The sequence below is a fragment of the Streptomyces sp. W16 genome, from assembly GCF_033194735.1.
Classification (GTDB): Bacteria; Actinomycetota; Actinomycetes; order Streptomycetales; family Streptomycetaceae; genus Streptomyces.
Window position 1 is genome coordinate 20,882 of sequence record NZ_JAWOAI010000017.1, and the last position, 20,562, is coordinate 41,443.

Annotated in this window: 13 protein-coding genes; 9 read left to right on the top strand and 4 right to left on the bottom strand. The window is 69.6% G+C overall.

The window, feature by feature from the left end:
• The first annotated feature begins 4 nt into the window (after positions 1-4).
• A complete protein-coding gene (locus R6V09_RS04035) occupies positions 5-160 on the top strand; it encodes a hypothetical protein (RefSeq protein ID WP_317879937.1) in 156 nt (51 codons plus the stop codon).
• 441 nt (positions 161-601) lie between these two features.
• Here R6V09_RS04035 and R6V09_RS04040 read toward each other — a convergent pair whose 3' ends face one another.
• From R6V09_RS04040 to R6V09_RS04050, 3 genes are all read right to left on the bottom strand, one after another.
• The gene (locus tag R6V09_RS04040) at positions 602-1,675 is read right to left on the bottom strand and encodes a MupA/Atu3671 family FMN-dependent luciferase-like monooxygenase (protein ID WP_317879938.1); all 1,074 of its coding nucleotides are present in this window, start codon (positions 1,673-1,675) and stop codon (positions 602-604) included.
• A gap of 88 nt (positions 1,676-1,763) precedes the next feature.
• Complete coding sequence (locus R6V09_RS04045) at positions 1,764-3,533, bottom strand: non-ribosomal peptide synthetase (protein WP_317879939.1); 1,770 nt, start codon at positions 3,531-3,533, stop codon at positions 1,764-1,766.
• Between the two features lie 2 nt (positions 3,534-3,535).
• Positions 3,536-4,318: a thioesterase II family protein gene (locus R6V09_RS04050; protein ID WP_317879940.1), complete on the bottom strand. Its 783-nt coding sequence runs from the start codon at positions 4,316-4,318 to the stop codon at positions 3,536-3,538.
• Positions 4,319-4,551: 233 nt separating this feature from the next.
• Between R6V09_RS04050 and R6V09_RS04055 the strand changes: the two genes are divergently transcribed.
• Both R6V09_RS04055 and R6V09_RS04060 read left to right on the top strand, forming a co-directional pair.
• Entirely contained in the window at positions 4,552-4,752 is a 201-nt protein-coding gene (locus R6V09_RS04055) for a transposase (protein ID WP_317879941.1), read from the top strand.
• A gap of 33 nt (positions 4,753-4,785) precedes the next feature.
• Positions 4,786-5,391, top strand: a complete 606-nt coding sequence (locus tag R6V09_RS04060; RefSeq protein WP_317879942.1) for a hypothetical protein — start codon at positions 4,786-4,788, stop codon at positions 5,389-5,391.
• 124 nt (positions 5,392-5,515) lie between these two features.
• Here the strand turns inward: R6V09_RS04060 and R6V09_RS04065 are convergent, their stop codons facing one another.
• Positions 5,516-6,184 (bottom strand): LmbU family transcriptional regulator, encoded by a 669-nt coding sequence (locus tag R6V09_RS04065; RefSeq protein ID WP_317879943.1) that lies wholly within the window; start codon positions 6,182-6,184, stop codon positions 5,516-5,518.
• 549 nt (positions 6,185-6,733) lie between these two features.
• On the opposite strand from R6V09_RS04065, the gene R6V09_RS04070 reads away from it, so the two are divergent.
• The 6 genes from R6V09_RS04070 to R6V09_RS04095 all read left to right on the top strand — a co-directional run.
• The gene (locus R6V09_RS04070; RefSeq protein WP_317879944.1) at positions 6,734-9,412 is read left to right on the top strand and encodes an AMP-binding protein; all 2,679 of its coding nucleotides are present in this window, start codon (positions 6,734-6,736) and stop codon (positions 9,410-9,412) included.
• Positions 9,409-10,791 (top strand): class I adenylate-forming enzyme family protein, encoded by a 1,383-nt coding sequence (locus R6V09_RS04075; protein WP_317879945.1) that lies wholly within the window; start codon positions 9,409-9,411, stop codon positions 10,789-10,791. Before R6V09_RS04070 ends, R6V09_RS04075 begins: the two co-directional genes overlap by 4 nt.
• A 23-nt stretch (positions 10,792-10,814) precedes the next feature.
• Positions 10,815-11,534 (top strand): SDR family NAD(P)-dependent oxidoreductase, encoded by a 720-nt coding sequence (locus R6V09_RS04080; protein ID WP_317879946.1) that lies wholly within the window; start codon positions 10,815-10,817, stop codon positions 11,532-11,534.
• A gap of 50 nt (positions 11,535-11,584) precedes the next feature.
• On the top strand, positions 11,585-11,860 hold the full coding sequence (locus tag R6V09_RS04085; RefSeq protein WP_317879947.1) for an acyl carrier protein: 276 nt from the start codon (positions 11,585-11,587) through the stop codon (positions 11,858-11,860).
• Positions 11,857-17,307 carry a type I polyketide synthase gene (locus R6V09_RS04090; protein ID WP_317879948.1) on the top strand — a complete coding sequence of 1,817 codons (5,451 nt, stop codon included), beginning with the start codon at positions 11,857-11,859 and terminating at the stop codon, positions 17,305-17,307. The genes R6V09_RS04085 and R6V09_RS04090 overlap by 4 nt, the downstream gene beginning before the upstream one ends.
• 5 nt (positions 17,308-17,312) lie before the next feature.
• Positions 17,313-20,562 (top strand): non-ribosomal peptide synthetase (locus tag R6V09_RS04095; RefSeq protein ID WP_317879949.1); only part of this gene is annotated, 3,250 nt, incomplete at its 3' end.

Sequence of the window (20,562 nt, forward strand, 5' to 3'; positions counted from 1 at the left end):
AGCGATGGGGGGAAACGCTGGGGCCTCGGCCGAGATCCGTTCCGCGATGCCGGCGGAGGGGTTCGCCCGCCACGGAGTGCGCTTCGAGGTCGTGCGCCGCTCCGACGGGCGGCGCGGATTTGTCGTACTGGCCCGCAGGGGGTGGTGGAGTGCACGCTGAGCCGCTCTCCCGCTCACGCCGCCTCAGCCGCGACCATGAACGCCGCCTCGACCATCATGCCCAGATAGTGCGGTGGGCCGCCGTGATCAGGCTGACGCAGTCACCCGCGCGGCGAACACCTCCCGATACAGGCCGCTGAGCGCCTACTCGCCCCTGCCCGGTCCCCACACCGGCGACCACGCGCCCTGCACCGCGCCCAAGCCGCTCGCTTTCACAGCGGTCACCGCCTCACCACCCGAAGGCACGGAAACCGGCGTATCAACCGTGCTCCCCGCGCCTCACGCCGCTCCAACAGGGACTCGCGCGTCACGGCTCGCTGGGCGTCGGCCAGGTCACCGCGGTACGACGCTCACTGTCGGGTCGTCGCCGACCGCGCGGAACCAAGGACCGAGGCAATCACAGCACGACGGTGGAAGGCTCGCGGTTCGACGCCGCCTTGTGTCATCCCGCTGTGCCGTGACCCTTTGCATCGCTGGTGGCCCACGCGTCGCGCAGTGGCTTGAGAAACGTCAGACCTGAGATGACCTCGTCTGCCGGCAGCCCGAAGTCAATGAGACAGGCAATCTCGTCCACACCAAGCTCCGCGAGGCGCGCAACGACCTCGTTGGCCTTGTCAACCGAGCCGAGAAGGCCAACATTGTCGAAATAGTGCTCGAACGATCGCTCGACAAGGAAATCGATCTCGTCAGGCTCGAGTTTTCCTGAGTCCTCCGGCTCGGAGCCGAGGTCCGACGACAGGATGAGGCCGAGTGAGCTGCGCATGTAGGCCGTCAGCGACGGTCTGACGAATTCCCGAACGACCTCATTGTCCGCGCCGAGGAAAGTGTGCAGCATCACCACGACATGACCCGGCCATTCGCCCTGACTCGCCTCGGTCGCGGCCTTCCGGTACTCAAGGATCTTCTCCGCCAACTGATCGAGGCTCTGCCCGAGCAGATGGGTCAGCAGCCCGGCACGGACACGGCCCGCTCTTCGGAAGGTCTCGACATCGCCAACGCTGGTGATCCAGACCGGAAGCTCGGCCTGCACCGGGGGAGGGAACGACCGCACCTTCGCCGGATTCCCTGTCCCATCGGTAACGTCGATCGGCTCTCCGCGCCACAGCGCGCGCACCTGCTCGACCAGCTCGAACATCACGGTCCTGCGATCTGCGTACGCCGATGGGTTCAGCGCGAAGTCCGTAGCGTGCCACCCGGAGGCAAAGGACACCCCGACGCGGCCACCTGAGATGTTGTCCACCACAGACCATTCCTCGGCGATCCGCAACGGGTGATGCAGCGGTGCCACCACGCTTCCCGCCCGGATCTTGACGCGACTGGTGGTCGCGGCTATCGCCGCACTGGTCACCGAGGGATTCGGATAAGTCCCTCCGAACTGGTGAAAGTGACGTTCAGGAGTCCACACGGCATGCAAACCGTGCTCGTCCGCGAAGCGGGCGCCATCGAGCAGCAGCCGGTACCGGTCGTCCTCCGCGGTTCCGCTGTCATTGGCGAAATAGAAGAGACTGAAATCCATTACGTCCGATCCTCCTGCCAATCGGTGTGCGGTCGGGGCAGCAGCAAATCGACTTCGGCAGGAAGGCAGGCGTCCGTACGGCTGTTGATCACGGTTCCGACCTCGCCTGCTCCACCGCACGCGCCAGGCCCGCCGGGCTGGGGTCCAGGTACAGGGAGCGCGGCGAGATCTCGACGCCGTATCCCCGCCGCAGTTCCGTGAGGATCGTCACGGCAAGCAGCGAGTGGCCGCCGATCTCGAAGAAGTCGTCGTCGGCTCCGATGCCCACGATCCCGATCTGGTCCGTCCACAACTGAGTGATGGCGCGCTCCAGCGGCGACTCGGGTGACCGGTACGGCGCGCTGAGTTCGGGTCTGTCCTGCCCCCCGGCATCGACCAGGGCGACGCGGTCCACCTTGCCGTTCTCCGTCAGCGGGAGTGCGTCGAGGATCCGTACGAGAGCCGGGACGCAGTACTGCGGCAGCACCCTCTCCAGCCGTTCCCGCGTCTCCAGAGCGGAGACTTCGGCGCCGGACGCGGCGACCACGTAACCGATGAGACGGTGCTCTCCGGACGGGGCGCGCTGGGCGACGACCGCCGCGTGGGCCACGTCGGGCAGCGAGGCGAGCGTCGACTCCACTTCGCCGGTCTCGACCCGGAAGCCGCGAATCTTCACCTGGTCGTCGTCACGGCCGAGGAACTCCAGCGTCCCGTCCGGCAGCCGCCGTACGAAGTCGCCGGTGCGGTACATACGGGCACCCGGGACATCGGAATACGGATCGGCCACGAAACGCTCGGCCGTCCGCCCGGGACTGCCCAGGTAGCCGTGCGCCAGGCCGAGCCCGGTCGTGTAGAGCTCGCCGGCCTCTCCGTCCGGGACGGGGTGCAGCCGGCCGTCCAGCACCTGCACCGCGGTGCCCGTGATGGGCTTGCCGATCGGGACGGTGCCCGTGGCGGGCACGTCCCGCACCGTGTGGCAGCAGGTGAAGGTGGTGTTCTCGGTGGGTCCGTACCCGTTGACTATCGTCGTCCCTGGCAACGCCTCAAGCGCACGGGCGACATGCGGCGCGGACAGCACGTCGCCCCCGGCCAAGAGGTAGCGCAGGCCGCGCAGGTTTTCCAGCCCGGAGTCCACGACCTGGTGGAAGAGCCCGGCGGTCAGCCACATCACCGTGACCCCCGCACGGCGTGCGTGCAACGTCAGCTCATCCGGGGTCAGTTGTCCGGGCGGGGCGACGGCCAGCCGGGCACCGGCCAGCAGCGCTCCCCATGTCTCCCAGGTCGAGGCGTCGAAGGCAAGGGGCGCGAACTGCAGGAACACGTCGTCATCGCGGAGGTCGGCGATGTCGGTGCCGACCACCAGGCGCAAGACCGCTCTGTGGGGAACGCACACACCTTTGGGGCGACCCGTGGACCCCGAGGTGTAGGCGACGTAGGCGATGTCCTCAGGCCCGGTCATGACGGCGGGCGGTGTGGCCGGCTCCTCGGCGATCGACGGCCAGTGGCCGTCCAGGCTGATCAGGGTCCGACCGTGGGCCGACAGGCCCGCTGCCAGGTGCTGCTGGGTCAGCACCACCTTGGCCGAGGCGTCGTCGAGCATCGCCTGGCGTCGCTCGTACGGGTGCCGGGTGTCCAGCGCCAGATAGGCGGCACCTGCCTTGAGTACGGCCAGCAGCATGACGACGGACGCGGCGGAACGCTCGGCGTGGATCGCGACCACGTCCCCGGGCCGGACCCCATGCCGGCACAGGTGGTGTGCGGTCCGATTGGCGCGGGCGTCGAGCTCTGTGTAGGTGAGGTCGCCGTCGTGGGCGCTGACCGCGATGGCGTCGGGAACCTCGCGGACCTTCTGGGCGAACACCCCGTCGATGGTCTGCATGGTCAGCCGTGACCTCCAGGGTGGCCGGTCCTCCGCAGGGCCGGCCCGGTCTTCGCCCGCTCGGCGAAGATGGACGCGAAGAGCTCCATCAGCTGCTCGGGAGCGGAGAGAAACGCGTAGTGGCCACCGTCCAGGACCGGGAAACCGACGTCTGCGGCGTACTCCTTCCACCCCAGGAGCTGCTCGGGGGCGATCTCGGTGTCGTCCGCCCAGTGCAGTGCGGTGATGCCGGCGGGCAGGAGCGACGGCCGCTCCCGGTTGTAGACGCGGTTGGCGTCGAGGTCCTGGTGAAGCACCTCAAGCGTCAGCTCGATCAGCAGCGGGTGGGGTTCGCCGCCCCCCTCGACGATCACCCGGGCCAGTTCCTCACCAAGCTGCTCGTCGTCCATGTCGAGGAAACGGTTCTGAGGACAGTGGTGCGGCGCCACCTGGGCCGAGACGACCAGTTCGAGGGGCAGCGGCAGACCGCGCTCGGCCAGCAGAGCCGCTGTCTCGAAGGCGGGCAGCGCACCGGCGCAGTGGCCGAACAGGACGAACGGTCGGTCCAGATAGGGCAGCAGCGGCTCGACCAAATTCTCCGCCAGCGCCTCGTAGGTGCCGAAGTGCGGCTCCCGGACCCGGTTCTCCCTGGCCGGGAGCTGCAGCGGACACACCTCGACGCTGCCTATCCAGCGGGGCCAGCGGTTGAACATCGAGGCTCCGACACCGGAGTAGGGGAAGCAAAAGATGCGGGCGGTCGCGTCGTCGGACGGCCTGCGCAGCAGCCATCGGGAAAACCCTGTCATTTATCATCCTCATACTTGGAATGCCATTCGCCCAACAGCGCCTTCATCGTCATGGACGCCGGCTAAACACGTCCAGACAAATGAGGAATCCTGGGTAATTTCCGCGACCGTCCTGTCGCGATGCAGGACACCAGGTTCGTTCTTCAGGAGATTTTGCGGCGAATCCATTCGGGGGCGCCGAAGGAATTTACCTGGTACCAAAGCCGTGACTCGTGTCTGTTTCCGGTCGGTGGGTGACGCGTTGTCTTTTCCATTCTCTGGCGCGGTCGACCTGGTGCGCGGATCAGCTTCGCGATGCCCTGCGGGCGTTCGTGGTCCAGTTCTCGGCCCGCCCGGACGGGGTGCTGGTGCTGGATTCGACCACGTTCCTCAAGAAGGGCCGGATGTCGGCGGGGGCGGCCGACCGCGAGTCGTATCTGCCCGCTTCCTGGTGAGAGGACGCGGAACGCCGCCGCACCGCGTAGGCCATGGCCGTTCCCGTGGACGAGACGGTGCACACGCACGGAACCGGAAACCTGCGGGTGGACGCGTTCTCCGCCGCCATCCCGCTCGTCCACGAGCGCCGCCCGTGCGGGGCCGGGGCCAGGGGCCTGCGTTCCCGCGACTGGGCGCCGGCCGAGGTGACCTGGCCGGGCGGCACCGAAGGCGGTCCCCGTCGCGGCCACCTCCATCTGCTGCCGGTGCGGCGCTCGATCACCTACTCCGCCGTCCACATCAGGGCCGGCGCCCCGATCGGCGAGATCGTCCGGGTGATGGGCCTGCGCTGGTCCATCGAACCTTGTTCCGAGACCGCGAAGTCCGACTGCGGACTGGACCGGCACGAGGTCCGCACCTGGGAGGTCTGGCACCGTCACATCACCCTGTCCATGGCCGCCCCGGCCTTCCTGACCATCACCGACACCCGCAGCCGCGACCTCCAACACCCCGAAGAACCCGAGCTCGTCCGGGTCATCGCGCCCCCGCCACCAACGATCGTGCTCGCCCAGTCGGACCGGCGCCGCACCCAGCAGACCCGCGCGCAACGCTGCCACCACAACACCCGCGACAGACGAGATCGCGAGTCACGGCTGTAGCACCAGGTCTTGTCAACCGCGAGCGACAACATTCCCCGTGGCCCGCTTTCAGGGCAACACCGGCGGCAATCGCACGTCGGGAGTGCACCAAGGAGGTCTCCCGACGTGCGACAGCACCCTCGCCTCAGGACCCGCCGGCAGCGCGCCGCAGTATCTCCATCGCCCAGGTCTCGACCGGCGCGCCTTCCTTCCTGGCGGCGGTCTGGATCTGCGCCAGGATTTCGGCCGGCAGTTCAATGTGCAGCAGCCCCGCTTCGGGCCAGAGGCCGGCATCGCCGCAGTCCGGAGCCGAGCCGGATCCGGTCGCGGCGCGTTCGACCCGCTCCGAAGCCGAACTTGCCCCGGCGGGACCGGCTTTGTCCGGCTCCGCACGGCTCTCGGTCCCGGTCACCTCGCCCTGTCGCACGCGGAGGCTGCTGCGAACCTCCCCGCGAAGCTTGTTCCTGCTCCAGCCCATCGCTTCCGCTTTCTTCAGCCAGTAGTCCTGTTCCGGCTGATCGAGCGCCACCACTTCAAGGTGATGGCTGAAGCTCAGGGTCTGCCGCCTGCGGGCCAGCGGGAACTTGCGCGCGACCCACGTGTAGTTACGAAGTGTCTGGTAGCTGAGCGACGTCCGCTTGATGGCTTCGTGGTAACGGTCCTGGAACTCGGATTCACCATAAACCAACCAGTCGGCGATCCACCATGTAGAAGAGTCGGCGAAAGAAAGCAGTCCGGTCCCGACTTCCTCCCACGTATTGAGGCTCTGCCTTGATGTGAACGACAGGCCGGACTTGTGGAACTGCACGCCCATACTCAGTAGCTGTCCCGCAGTGTTTGCCGTTGCAGCGTTTGGCTTGGTTGTCTCGTTTATCCTCTTTGCGAGAGTGGCAGTACGCAACGATACCCCCGGCGATCTGTGCTTCCGCATGTATCGGTCAACCGTAACAGTTCGATGTCATCCAGGCCTGCTTCCGTGCGAAATTGCGGGCCGCTACGGCGCGGGGTGGGTCGGCTGTCGCCCGCACTCGCATACCGATACTCGCTCAGGATCGACACGAGCACGAGAGTGTGTACGGGGGTAGGCGGCCGTTCCAGATAAAGGGTTTCCTTCAGGTAAAATCACTCCGGCGTTGGCTCTCTCATTTGCGTCACCCTGTATCCCGGCGGTGTCTCGCCGGCGAGACACGTGAGCTGAGCGAACTGCCTCTGCCGGTGCTGGATATGACCCCGGAGCGGAGTCACGTTTAGGTCGGCGCTCTTCTTGCTGTGGCGGGCTTTCAATGCGGAGCGAGTGAGATCGTCTGACATGCGCTCGAACGATTGCGTTGATCGAGCCTGAAAATAAGCTGTTCCCAAAGGGGTGGCCGATCGGCAGGGGAGGGCTTCCGTGCCCCGAATATGTCACGCACATGGGCTGGATATACCGGATCTTGAGGGTGACAGTCGCGCGGGCAAGCGTCATTCGCGTATGGGTCCCGCCTCTTCGCCGCGTGCGCCTCAGATGTTGCGCAGCAGGCACGAGGCATTTCGAAGCACGCTTATCGACACCGTGGGAGCCGAGGGCGACTCGCAGGGCGAGTGCCGGGCGTGGGCAGACGCCGAGGCCAGGAGAGTCGTCGACCTTCCGTTCGATATTTCGTCGGGCCAGCTCCGGCGAACGTCGGTGATACGGATATCGCCGAGCCTCCACCTGGTGGTCTTCGTGTTCCACCACATCAGCACGGACAATATTTCCGGGAAGGCCGCGCAGTACGCCTACTTCTGCCTGCCGGAGAACTCCTCCAAGGTGGAAGCGAGCGCCCGGGATTACTGGCGTGGCCAGCTGGGGGAAATGCCCGAGGATGGTGAGGAGAGTCCGGGAAGAATGATCGGCTCAAGGTTTCCAATCGCTGTCCCGCGGAATGTGGTGACAGAATTCGAAGAGTTCTTCCGGGCTCGGTCGGTGACCCCGTTCGTCGGCATGCTTTCCGTGTACCTCGTTCTGTTGCGGCGTTGGGCGAGAACGAGTGACCTATCGGCCGGAACGCAGGTGCTCGGCCGACCGTGCTCAGAACTTTTCGGAACGATCGGATTCTTCTTCGATCAGCTTCTCGGTCTCGTGAGCGAAACGCTTCACGACGCACTGGACCACCAGGACGTTCCGTTCGAGTTGGCGGGCGCGCCGGCCCCCGGCCGCAACCACCTGTTCCAGACCGCCATCACCTACGGTCCGACCGACCTGAGCGACGTATCGGCACTCGAACGTCTCCAGATGGCGCTCCTACCGGGCCCCGCGGAATTGTCGGAGCTTCCGTTCGACCTGTCGCTGGACGTACAGCGGGTGGCAGGCGAAGTCTCACTTCACGTCGAATTCAACCGCCAGCGGTTCTCCGGGGCGGCCATGGAACGGTGCGCCAAGGCCTACGGCGATCCGCTGTGCTCGCTCGGCCGGCAACCCGACCTCCCGCTCGGCAGCATGCCGCTGCCCGACCAGACCGCACTGACGGAAACGCCGGCGCTCGGCGCGAGCGGTGAGCCGGAGGGCGGCCGTACTCCTGTGGAACCCACGTCCGCGTGGGACCCTTTCGAACCGACCGCGGCCGACGCGCCCGAGCGGGAAGCAGTCGTTGCGGACGGCGCACGGCTCACCTTCGCCGAGGTGGCCGCCCGGGCACGGACGATGGCCGCGGGCCTTGCGGCTCGCGGTGTACGGACCGACACCGTGGTGGGGATCTGCCGGGACAGGCGCAGCGATCTGATCGTCGCGGACGAGACGTTCGCCGAGGTGGAGACGGTCTCGGCGGCCACTCTCCTGGCGGACGTGGAGAGGACCTCCGGAGACGATCGGGCCGACGGCGGTTTCGCGCGGCGCCCGGCCGCCGCTCCGGCCTACGGGGTGTTCACGCCGGGTGCCACAGGACAGCCGAAGGGTGTGGTCATCGGTCAGACGAGCCTGGTCGCGCATGCCACCACCCGACCAGCCCCGACGTACACACGGTTGCCCGAAGGCCGCCGGATGAATGTCGGTGCGCCGAGCTCCCTGACCTCCGGCGTGTTCGAACGCGCAACCGGCCGGCTGGAGGTGCCGGCCGACGACGGCCTCCTGACGCTCCGGCACCCGCCGAAGATCGTGGTGATCGATGGCGAGGGCCCGTCCGACCGACTGTGGCAGCGCCTGCACGACCAGCCCGGGCCGCTCGCGTGCCACGCGTACGGCCTCAACGAGTGCACCGTCGAGTCGGCAAGGGCGGAGACCCGCGAACAACCGAAGCCGGTGGCCGGGTGCGCGGCCGGCACATCCCGGATCTACGTGGTCGACGACCGGTTGCAGTTGCTGCCGCCCGTGTTCGCCGGTGAGATCTGCGTCGCTGGACCCGGCGTGGCCCAGCGGTATGCGGGACAGCCGGCCCACATCAGCGAGCGATTCGTGTCCGGCCGCCTCAGTGACGTCCCCGTCACGACCCGCGGCCCGCGTATGAAGCCTGCTGAAGTGGAGGGCGCGCTGCTCGTGCACCCTGCCGTCGCCCACGCCGCGGTCGTGGCGCCCCGGGCCCGCACCCGCCTGGCCGAACCGGTGGCGTACGTCGTGCCCGGCGACGAAGGCCAGGAAGCGCTGACTCCCGCCGCCGTCCGGGAGTTCCCGCGCGGCAGGCTCCCCTCCGCACAGTTGCCCGACCGGGGGCGGATGCTCGCCGCCCTTCTCACCGCACCCGACGGGAAGACGGGCCGCAAGACATGTCGGGTGGCGAGTGGTCGAGCACCGTATCGGACACCGTCCGAAGCGTCTCGGCGTCCGCCGACCTCCGTGAACGGCAGCTGTGCCGGGTCGTGGCCGAAGCGATCGGCATTCGGGTGCGCAACGTCATGGGCTGTGAGCTGCGACTGCGGGCGTTCATCGACATGCGGTCGCTCGGGGAGCTCGCCGCTCGGCTCAGTGCCGAGGCCGGTGCGCCCCGGCCCGTGCCGGGCGGGAGAGCGAACTCGTGACGGTGGCGGAGCGATCGTACTCGGGCCTCCACCGGGCGGCCCGGGTGACCTGGGTGAGGAAGTGGGCGCATGACAAACGGGGTTGAAGAAGGCGCGATGGACTGGCTGGCGGCACAGTTCCAGCGGCGGGCCGACGCCGAGGCGATGGTGGGGCACGGCGGCAGGGTCACCCGCGGCGAGCTCGGCGAGCGGATCAGTGACTGGTCGGCCGAACTGGACCGGCAGGGAGTGGCCCCGGGCGAGACCGTGGCGCTGGCCGGAAACGCCTCGCCGGCCGTGGTCGCGCTCTTCACGGCGCTTGCCGTCCGAGGTTGCGTCGTGGTTCCCTTCGCTCCCGCCGATCCGCCGAAGGAACAGCGGGCGCGCAGGATCGCACTGGCACACGCGAGCCATCTCTTCGAGTTCGACGGTCCCGACGAGTGGACCGTCCAGAGGATCACGGCACCGGATGAGCCACGGCCCGCCCTCCTGACGAAGCTCGCCGAATCCGGCGAAGCCGGCCTGCTGCTGTTCTCCTCGGGCTCGACGGGCGAGAGCAAAGCGGCACTGCTCTCGCTGCCGCGGCTGCTCGGCGGGTTCCGGGAGTCGTCCCGCCCCCGCAGGACGCTGCAGTTCATGGCGCTCGACCACATCGGCGGGGTCAACACACTGTTCCGCACACTCGTCGGCGGCGGCACGGTGGTCACCGAGCCGCACCGCACCCCGCGGCACGCGTGCGAGGCCATCGAGCGGCACCGCGTCCAGGTGCTGCCGACCACACCGACTTTCCTCAACATGCTGCTGCTCTCCGGCGCCCATCGGGACCACGACCTGTCCTCGCTGGAACTGGTCACCTACGGCACCGAGCCGATGCGCGAGATCACCCTCGCGCACGCGGCCGAGGTGTTCCCCCATGTGCGGTTCAAGCAGACCTACGGCCTCACCGAGACCGGCATCCTTCCCACCCGGTCCGTCTCGTCGGACTCGCTCCGGATGGACGTCGGTGGGCAGGGATTCAGCACGAAGGTGCGCGACGGCGTGCTCTGGATCAAGTCACCCAGCAGCATGCTCGGGTATCTCAACGTGCCCAGCCCGTTCGACGAGGACGGGTGGCTCAACACCGGGGACGCGGTCGAGGTGGCCGAGGACGGTTCGCTGCGCGTCCTCGGGCGGCTCTCGGCACTGATCAACGTGGGCGGCGAGAAGGTGTCTCCCGCCGAGGTCGAGAACGTACTGCTCCGGGCGGACAACATCAGGGATGTCGTCGTGACCGGCCGCTCGAACGCCGTCACCGGACAGATCGTCGTGGCCACCGTCGAATTGATCGAGGCGGAGGAACGCCCGGCACTGAGCAGGCGACTGCGCGAAATCTGCGCGGAACACCTCCCGCCCCACAAAGTCCCCGCCGTCGTCATCGTCTCGGACGGACCGATGCACGGCCAGCGATTCAAGCGAATGGGAAGTGCAGTGTGAACGGGCCGGTCGATCAGCGTCCGGTGGCAGTCGTCAGCGGCGGCAGCCGCGGTCTGGGACTGGCGCTCGTGACGGACTTCCTGACGCGCGGATACCGCGTGGAGACCTTCAGCCGGAAGGAGTCCTCCGAACTGACCGCGCTGCGTGAGTCGGCCGGACCCGACTCGTTGTCCTGGTCCGCTCTCGACGGGACGGATGCCTCGGGGGTGGAGGAGTTCGTCCGCGCGGTCGCGCGCCACCACCGCCGGATCGACGTGCTGGTGAACAACGCCGCGGTCGGATTCGAGGGCCTGTTGACGCTGAGCTCGGCGACGGCGATCGAAGCCGCGCTGCGGACCAACCTGACACTTCCGATCCTGCTCACCCGGGCCTGCCTCAAGCCGATGCTCGCCCGCCGGGACGGTGTGGTGATCAATCTGTCGTCGATCAACGCGCTGCGCGGGCAGACCGGTGTCGCGGTGTACGGCGCGGCGAAGGCGGCGCTCGACGGGCTGACCCGGGGTCTGGCCCGAGAGGTCGGCCCTGCCGGGGTCCGCGTGGTCAGCGTTGCCCCCGGCTATTTCGACAGCGAGATGACCGCCGGCATCGGCGATGACCAGCGCCGCCGCATCGTGCGCCGGACACCGCTCGGCCGGCTCGGCTCGGTGAAGGACGTGCTCGGCGTCATCCGATTCCTCTCCTCGCCTGCGGCGAGCTTCATCACCGGCCAGACCATCACCGTCGACGGCGGCTACACCTGCTGAGTCCCGATCGCGGGCACCGGGACACATGTGAAGGGGAGTGTGATTTCGAAATGAACAAGCGGGAGACGGTCAAGGCCGTACTGCGCGAGATCCTGAGCGAGACGGCCGGACCGGTCGACCGCTTGGACGAGGACCAACTGCTCGTCGATCAGCTCGGTCTGACGTCGCTGCAACTCGCCCGGCTCGTCGCCGTACTGGAGATCGAGCTGGACAGTGACCCGTTCTCCGACGAGGTGCCCATCACCGCTGTGCGCACGGTCGGCGACCTGCTGGAAGCGTACGACCCGGCCGACCAGGCCTGGCTCGGCGCCGGAGAGCTTTCATGACACCGCGGGAGGCGGGCGGCAGCCCGATCGCCGTCATCGGCCTCGCGGCGCGATTCCCCGGAGCGGCGAACGTGGACGAGTTCTGGGACGCCGTCCTGGCCGGCCGCGAGTCGATCCGCGACCTCGACGACGAGGAGCTGCTGCGCGGCGGTGCCGACCCGGAGTGGCTCAAGGCCCCCGACTACGTCAAGGCGACCGCCTCGATCGACGACGTCGACCTCTTCGACGCGGCCTTCTTCGACATCTCCGGCCGCGAGGCCGCGGTCATGGACCCGCAGCACCGCATCTTCCTCGAAACGTGCTGGCACGCCCTGGAGAACGCCGGTCTGCGCTCGTCGGCCGACGCGGGTGCCCCGGTCGGTGTCTTCGCCGGCAGTGGCGGAGTCCTCACCAGCTACCTTCCCGAGGTGCTGGGCAGTTCCGGGCCACCGGCCGACCCGACGGCCTCGCTCGAACAGCTCGGGTCCGACAAGGACTTCCTCGCCACCCGGGTCTCGTACAAGCTCAATCTGACCGGGCCCAGCCTGACGGTACAGACGGCCTGCTCCACCTCACTGGTCGCGGTGCACCTCGCCTGCCAGAGTCTGCTGCGCGGCGAGTGCGAGGCGGCGCTGGCCGGCGGCGTGAACATTCGCCTTCCCGCGGCCGGGTACTGGCACCGTCGTGGCGGGATCCTGTCCCCCGACGGCCGCTGCCGGCCGTTCGACGCCAGCTCGCAGGGAACGATCTTCGGCAGCGGAGTGGGCGCCGTCGTCCTCAAACCGCTCGCCGACGCGCTGCGCGACGGCGACACCGTCTACGCCACCGTCCTCGGCACCGCGATCAACAACGACGGTGGTGGCAAGGCCAGTTACGGCGCCGCCAGCCTGCCCGGCCAGCTGGCCGCGATGCGCCAGGCGTTCGACGTCTCCGGCGTCGATCCCGCGACCATCGGCTACATCGAGGCACACGGCACCGGTGTGCCGCTCGGCGACCCCACCGAGATCGGCGCGCTCAAGAAGCTCTTCGGCCATGACACCCCCGTCGCCATCGGCTCGGTGAAGGCCCTGATCGGGCACATGGAGGCGGCATCGGGCATCGCCGGCCTGATCAAGGCCGTGCTGGCCCTGCACCGGGGCCTGATCCCGCCGAGCCCGTACTTCGCGGCGCCGAGCCCCCGGCTCCGCCTGGACGGATCGGGACTGTTCGTCAACACGCAGCCGCTGCCGTTGCCCGGATCCCCGCGCCGTGCGGCGGTCAACTCTCTGGGTATCGGCGGCACCAACGCGTTCGCCGTGCTCGAACAGGCGCCGGAACCCGCCCCGAAGCCCGAGCGTCCGGGACATGACCTGGTCACGATCAGCGCGAAGAGCGCGGAGGCACTGCGGGACATGGCCGGGCAGTGGGCGAGCCGCCTGCGGGAACCCGGCGCGGACCTGACGGACCTGGCCTACACCAGCCATGCCGGACGACGCCCGATGCGGCACCGGTTCAGTGTGCTCGCCGACACCGGGCAGACGGCCGCCGAGCGCATCGAGTCGTGGCTGCGTGACGGGACCGGGCAGGCGGACGCCGGCGAATCCGCGCGCGCCAGGCCGAGAACCGCGTTCCTCTTCCCCGGCCAGAGCTCCGAGTACGGCGGCATGGGCGTCGAACTCCACCGCGAGCACCCGGCGTTCCGCGCGGCGGTGGACCGGCACGCGGAACTCTTCCGCCGTCTGACCGGAGTCGATCCGCTCGACGTGTTCGCCGACCCGGCGCTGCAGGCGCGCGCCGAACTGCTCCAGCCCGCGGTCTTCCTCCTCCAGATCGCGCTGGCGGAGTTCTGGGCCTCGTGCGGGGTGCGGCCGGACGCGGTGCTCGGGCACAGCCTGGGTGAGTTCGCGGCCGCCTGCGTGGCCGGGGTGTTCACTCCTGAGGAAGGCCTTGAGCTGGTCTGCGAACGTGGCCGCGCCTTCGCGGCTGTTCCCGGCGGCGGCCGGATGCTCGCCGTGGGCTGCACGGACGTGGCCGAGTTGGAGCGGCTGGTCGAGGCGCAGGGCGGCTCGGCGGCGATAGCCGCGTACAACGCGCCGGAGCGGGTCACCGTCTCGGGCTCGGACCGCGAAACGAGCGAGCTGGAAGCCGAGTTCCGACAGCGGCGCTGGGGGACGATCCCCCTGGAGACGACCCACGCATTCCACTCGTCCCTGGTCGCCGACGCCGTACCGGCCCTGATCGCCGCGGCCGAGCGGGTCACGCACCGGCCCCCGGCCATTCCGATGATGCTGAACCTCACCGGCACCTGGGCGTCCGGTGAAGAACTCGGCGCGCGGTACTGGGGACGCCAGCTCACCTCGCCGGTCAGGTTCGCGTCCGGCATCGGCGGGCTGCTCGCCGCGGGATGCACGGCGCTCCTCGAAGTGGGCCCCGGCCGGACCCTCACCACCTCGGGCCGCGCCCAGTCCGACGGCGACAGGGTCTGGCTCCCGGGTCTGTCCGCCAAGAACCCGGACCTGGCCACGGTTCTCGCGCACTTGGCCCGTCTGGAACGAGCCCAGGCACCGGTCGACTGGGACGCGTACTACGCGCCGTTCCGCGCCGGCAAGGTGCCCGCCCCCCTGTACCCCTTCGCCCGGACCCGGCACTGGATCGCACCAGCGCCGACCCGCGCCGACGCCGTACCGTCCACCTCGGCGGCCCGTCACCTGCCCGCGCTGAGCAGGCTCGCCCTGCCTCAGTCCGCGCAGCGGCGTTACGAGACGACCGTGGCCGCGACGGCCCCCCGTGCGCTCGCCGATCACGAGATCTCCGGCCGCCTGGTCGTGCCGGGGGCCTACCACACGGCGTGCTTCGTAGAGGCGGTGGCCGCCGAGTCCGCAGCGGTCGTCGAGGACCTGGTCTTCCCGCGTGCCCTGGAGGTCGCGGAGACCGAACGCCGGGTCCAGCTCGTGCTCACCCCGGCCGGGGAGGGCAGGTTCGTCGCACAGTCGCTCGGTCTGACGCGTGGCGATACCCCGCTCGCCGACGATGCGTGGCAGGTGCACGCAGAGGGGCGGATACAGCAGGTCGCCACCATCGCGTCGGCCCGGGCGCGGACGGAACCCTCCGACTACCGCGTCGGCCTGCCGCTCTCCGCGGCCGAGCTCTACCCGCAGTTCGAGGCGAACGGTTTCCGGTTCGGTCCGGCGTTCCGATGGATCGAGGAGCTGCGCCTGGCCGGCGAGGACAGCACGGGCGACCTCCGCTTCGCCGCTTCCTCGCCGCGGGAACGGACGATGGCGCTGCTCGACTCCTGCGTCCAGCTGGCGATCGCGGCACGGATCGTACGAAAGGCGCCCGAGGACGGAGTGCTGCTGCCGTTCCGGATAGAACGGGCCGTGTTCCACGCGTCCCGCAACGCGACGGAATCCGGTGTCGCGTTCATCCGCCACCGCACGGCCGATGCCTCGCGGGCGGTGGCCGACGTCTCGCTCACCGACCACGAGGGCAACCCGCTGCTCGAACTCCTCGGCCTCGAACTGAGGGCGGTGTCCTTCCGCCCGGCCGCACGCGACGAGTCGGCCCGGCCGGAGGCCGAGGCGCAGATCTACCGGGAGAAGTGGGAGCCGAGCACGGCGGTCGACGGCGCGTCCCCCGCGACCGGACCGTGGATAGTGCTCGCCGACCGCCAGGGGCAGTGGCGGCACGCGGTCACAGCGCTGGAGGCGAGCGGGAGCCGCTGCGTGATCGCCGAGGTGGGCGAGACCTTCGCCCGGTACGACGATCGCCGATACGCCCTGGACCTCGCCGATCCCGAGGGCCTCGCGCGGCTCTTCCGCGAGACCGGGCCCGCGAGCATCCTGCACTGCCTCGGTCTGGACGAGCTCGGCTCGGCCGGACAGGAGACGCGGGCCGCCTGCGCAAGCGTGCCCGCACTCGTCCAGGCCGCCGAACACGCGGGCTGGACACCCGGTTCCCTGGTGCTGCTCACCCGCGGGGCGGTGGCCGTGCACGAGCCTGCCGAAGTCTGCGATCCGTACGGTTCGATGCTGTGGGGCCTGGGCAGGACCGCGGCACTGGAAGCGCCTCAGCTGAACGTGCGGCTGGTCGACGCGGACCCGCGGGACCTCTCCGGCGCGCTGCGCATGCTCCCCGAGGTCCTCGCCCCGGCCGACGCGCCGACGGAGACCGCGATCCGGGACGGCAAGGTCCATCAGCCTGTGCTGCGCCGCGAGTCGAGCCCGACGGCACGGCGGAGCCGGCTCAGCGCGGACGGGTGCTATCTGATCACCGGCGGGACCGGCGCGCTCGGTCTGCGCACCGCCGCGTGGCTGTCCCGGAGCGGGGTGCGCCACGTAGTGCTCGCCTCGCGCCGGGTCCCCGACAGGCCGGTCGCGGAGCAGATCCGCGAGCTGGAGCGGTCCGGGCTGCGGGTCACTCCGGTCGCCCTGGACGTGACGGACGAGACCGCGGTCAAGCAGTTGGTCGAGCGTGCGGGGCGGGAGTGGGGCGGACTCAAGGGGGTCGTCCACGCGGCCGGCGTGCTCGATGACGCCGTACTACCCCGGCTGACCTGGGACCGCTTCCAGGCGGTGCTCGACCCGAAGGTGGCGGGTGGCTGGCACCTGCACCGCGCCACCCTGGGCATCGATCTTGAGCACTTCATCCTCTTCTCCTCTACGACCGCGCTGCTCGGCGCGCCCGGGCAGGCCCACTACGCGGCCGCCAACGCCTTCCTCGACGGACTGGCGCACTACCGGCGGGGACTGGACCTGCCCGCCCTCAGCATCAACTGGGGACCGTGGGAGACAGGCATGGTCGCGCGGCTGAGCCGGCGTCTGCAGGACCGGCTCCTGGACAGCGGGTTCACACCTCTGGAGTCCGAGCAGGCCTTCGCCGCACTCGACCGGCTCCTGGCCGGCCCCGGCGGCCAGTACGGCGTCTTCCGCGTGGACTGGTCCCGCTATCTGGCCCGGTTCCCCGGCGGACGAGCCGTTGTTGCGGACGAGGAGCCGAAGCACTCGGCCCTAGGCGGCGCGGACGCGGGCAGACGGCTGCGCCGGGACTGGCCCGACGCCACGCCCGAACGTCGCCGCGAGCTGGTACTGGAATACCTGCGCGTCATGCTGGCCGTCCGCCTCGGCATGTCCGAGGCCGCGGTCGACGAGGACCTCTCGCTCCAGGAGGCCGGCCTCGACTCGCTGCTGGCCGTGGAGATCCGTGGCCAGATCTTCCGCGACCTCGACATCGACCTGCCGCTCACGGGTCTCCTCGAAGGCAAAGCCCTGCGGCTGCTCGTCGACGAGCTGGCCGACCGTCTGTCGCGCGACACGCCGTCCGAGGCGGTCCCGGTCGACGCGGAACCGGTCGCGGTCGACGCCCAGCCCTTCTCGCCGCGGGAGGCGGAACAGCTCCTGGCCTCTCTCGACACGCTCACCGAGGACCAGATCCAGCTGCTCCTGCCCTGGCTGGCCGCTCAGGAATCCGTCCGCCCGACCGAGGACTGATTGCCGTGACCGACTACGAAATCCGCAAGAGGCTGGAGAGCGTGCTCCGATCGCGGGCCGGCCAGGCACGCACCGACCACCCGCTCTCGTACGCCCAGCGGTCGCTGCTGATGCTGCACCAGATCAAGCCCGACAGCGCCTCCTACAACGTCGCCTTCACCGCGCGGTTCACCGGTGGGTTCGACTCCGCGGCGTTCTCCGTCGCCGTCCAGTCGCTCGTCGGGCGGCACGCGGCCCTGCGCACCACCTTCGACCGCGTGGGCACGGGCCAGGACGACAGCACGGGCCGCCAGACGGTGCACGGGTGGCTGGAGCCCGACATCGCCGAGCTGGACGCCCGTCAGTGGGGCGACCAGCAGCTCCACGAGGCGGTACACGGCGCCTACCGAGAGCCGTTCGACCTCGTGACCGGGCCGCCGATCCGGGTACGCGTGTACCTGGTGGCCGAGGGCGAGGCCGTCGTCCTGCTGGCCGTCCACCACGTGGTGTGCGACTTCTGGTCGCTGGGCGTCGTGCTGGAGGAGCTTGAGCAGCTCTACCTCGCGGAGGCCGAACGGCGTCCGGCACAGCTGCCCGGCCGCAATGTCCCCTACCCCGAATTCGTCGCGTACCAGCGTGGGCTGATCGACGGCGAGAGGGGCGCCAGGGCGCGCGCCTACTGGCACGCTCAGCTCTCCGGTCAGCTCGAACCGGCCGAATGGCCTCGGTTCGATCTCGACCCGGAGGACGTCGGCGGGGGCGAATCGATCGTGTTCCCCTTCCCCGCCGAGCTCGCCCACGCCGTGTTCGCGCTGGCCAAGGACGAGGGGGTCACTCCCTACGCCGTCCTGCTGACGGCCTTCCAGCTGCTGGTCGGCCGCTACACGGGACAGCGGGACGTGCTGGTGGGGACTCCGGTCGCCGGCCGGACGGACCCGGCGATGGCCGAGTGCGTCGGGAACTTCGTCAATCCCGTCGTGCTGCGTGCCGATCTGAGCGACCCGGTGTCGTTCCGGGAGCAGCTCGGCCGGACCCGCCGCACGGTGGCAGAGGCGCTGGAGCACCAGGACTATCCGTTCGAGCTGCTCGTCAGCGAGCTGGCACCGCGCCGGGTCGACGACCGCAACCCGATCTTCCAGGCGATGTTCAGCTACCAGAAGCCCAGCCGGTATCCCGCGCACGCCGGCCTGTACGTGGCCGACGAGGACGCCACCCCGGTCGCCTGGGCCGGGCTGAGCGCGGTGCCGTTCCGGCTGGCCCAGCAGAATGACCAGCTGGAGCTCGTACTCGAAGTCGTGCACGACGGCGACCGGCTCGTCGGGGTGCTCAAGTACCGCAAATCCGTCTTCTCCGCAGCGGCGGCCCGCTGCGCGACCGAGCACTATCTGACCCTGCTGGACGCCGCGGTCGCGGGCCCCGACCGCGACGTGGCGGACCTGACGGCACTGGACATTGCCGGCCACGGCATCAACCGGCATTCCACCGAAGTGACCTTCGCGGCGGACGACAGCCTGGCGGCCCGGTTCCTGCAGGCCGCTGAGAAGCACGGCGGCCGGACAGCGGTGCGCTACGACGGAACCCAGCTCACCTACGCCGAACTCGACGAGCTGGCGGGGCGTTGGACCGCCAAGCTGCGCGCCGAAGGGGTCGGGCCCGGCAGCCGCGTGGCCCTGTTGCTCGAACCCTCGCTCGACACGGTGGTCGCCATCGTCGCGGTCCAGCGGGCGCAAGCGGCCTACGTGGTCCTCGACCCCTCGTACCCCGCGGCCCGGTGCCAGGCCGTCCTCGACGACAGCGAAGCGCGCGTGGTGCTCACCCAGCCGAAGCTGGCCGACATGCTGGACGGCTCGGCTGCGCGAACCCTGGTCATGTCGGAGACCGAACTGCCCCCGGCCGGCGGCCAGGGCGAACTGCCGGGCGTCGGCGACGTGGCGTACACCGTCTACACCTCCGGATCGACGGGGACGCCCAAGGGGATCGATGTCGAGCACGGCAATGTGCTGAGCCTGCTCGAAGCCATGCGGGAGCACGTCGTCGTGGACGAGACCGCAGTCGGGGCACTCTTCCACTCGACCGGCTTCGACCTGTCGGTCTGGGAGCTGTGGGGCACTCTGCTGGCCGGCGCCTGCCTGGTCGTCGTGCCGTCGACCACGGCCCGCTCGCCCGACCTCTTCCATGCGCTGCTCGCCGAGGAACGGGTCACCCACCTGGTCCAGACTCCCTCCGCCCTGCACGGCCTGTCGGCCGTGGTGCGCAGGAGCGGGGCGCGGGACCTGGCGCTGCAGCACGTCTTCTCGTGCGGTGAGCTCCTGCCCGCGCCGCTCGCCCGGACCGCCCGGGAGTGGTGCGGCACGTTGTGGAACATGTACGGCCCGGCGGAGACCACGGTCTGGGTCACCGCGCAGCGCGTCGGGGCTGAGGACTGCGCCTCCGCCGGAGTGCCGGTCGGGCTGCCGCTGGCGAACACACAGGTCTATGTACTCGACGAGCACGGGCACCCGGTGCCACCGGAGTTCACCGGCGAGCTGTACGTCGGCGGACAGTGCGTCGCCCGCGGCTACCTCAACCAGCCGGAACTGACCGGGGAACGCTTCCTGGACAGCCCCTTCGAGGCCCAGGGCAGGCTGTACCGCACCGGCGATCTGGCGCGGGTCAACTCCCGGGGGCTGCTGGAGATCCTCGGACGCGTCGACAACCAGGTCAAGATCAGCGGGTACCGCGTCGAGCTTGAGGACGTGGAGGCCCGGCTGGACATGGTGCCCGGTGTCAGAAGGTCGACGGCACTGGTCCTCGGTGCCGGGGTGGGCGACAGCCGCCTCGTCGCCTGTGTGATTCCGGAGCCGGGGGCGCAGCTGACGGAAGGCGGTCTGAAAGCCGAGCTGCGCTCCTCGCTGCCGCCCTACATGCTGCCCACCCAGGTGGGGTTCTTCGACTCGTTCCCGCTCAACGCCAGCCAGAAGGTCGACCGCGCCCAGCTGTCCCGACAGTTCACGAGCGCGGTGCCACGGACCGAGCCCCGCGGCTCCGTGGCGCTGAGCGCTCATGAACGGCGGGTGGCGGCCGTCTGGCAGCAGGTGCTCCATCGCGAGGGCATCGGACGCGACGACAACTTCTTCGATCTCGGGGGTACGTCCGTGCTGCTGATGCAGGTTCACCAGCTGCTCACCGAAGAGCCGGGCAACGAGTCGCTGAAGGTGTCGGAGCTGTTCCGCCATCCGACCGTGACCAGCCTGGCCGCGCGCCTTGGCCAGGTCCCCGCCGCACCCGGCGCGACCG

Excerpts from the sequence above, each read along its gene's own strand:
- R6V09_RS04065 (WP_317879943.1), bottom strand. The coding sequence starts at position 6,184 with ATGGGCGTGCAGTTCCACAAGTCCGGCCTGTCGTTCACATCAAGGCAG.
- R6V09_RS04090 (WP_317879948.1), top strand. The coding sequence starts at position 11,857 with ATGACACCGCGGGAGGCGGGCGGCAGCCCGATCGCCGTCATCGGCCTC.
- R6V09_RS04085 (WP_317879947.1), top strand. The coding sequence starts at position 11,585 with ATGAACAAGCGGGAGACGGTCAAGGCCGTACTGCGCGAGATCCTGAGC.
- R6V09_RS04050 (WP_317879940.1), bottom strand. The coding sequence starts at position 4,318 with ATGACAGGGTTTTCCCGATGGCTGCTGCGCAGGCCGTCCGACGACGCG.
- R6V09_RS04035 (WP_317879937.1), top strand. The coding sequence starts at position 5 with ATGGGGGGAAACGCTGGGGCCTCGGCCGAGATCCGTTCCGCGATGCCG.
- R6V09_RS04075 (WP_317879945.1), top strand. The coding sequence starts at position 9,409 with ATGACAAACGGGGTTGAAGAAGGCGCGATGGACTGGCTGGCGGCACAG.
- R6V09_RS04040 (WP_317879938.1), bottom strand. The coding sequence starts at position 1,675 with ATGGATTTCAGTCTCTTCTATTTCGCCAATGACAGCGGAACCGCGGAG.
- R6V09_RS04045 (WP_317879939.1), bottom strand. The coding sequence starts at position 3,533 with ATGCAGACCATCGACGGGGTGTTCGCCCAGAAGGTCCGCGAGGTTCCC.
- R6V09_RS04060 (WP_317879942.1), top strand. The coding sequence starts at position 4,786 with ATGGCCGTTCCCGTGGACGAGACGGTGCACACGCACGGAACCGGAAAC.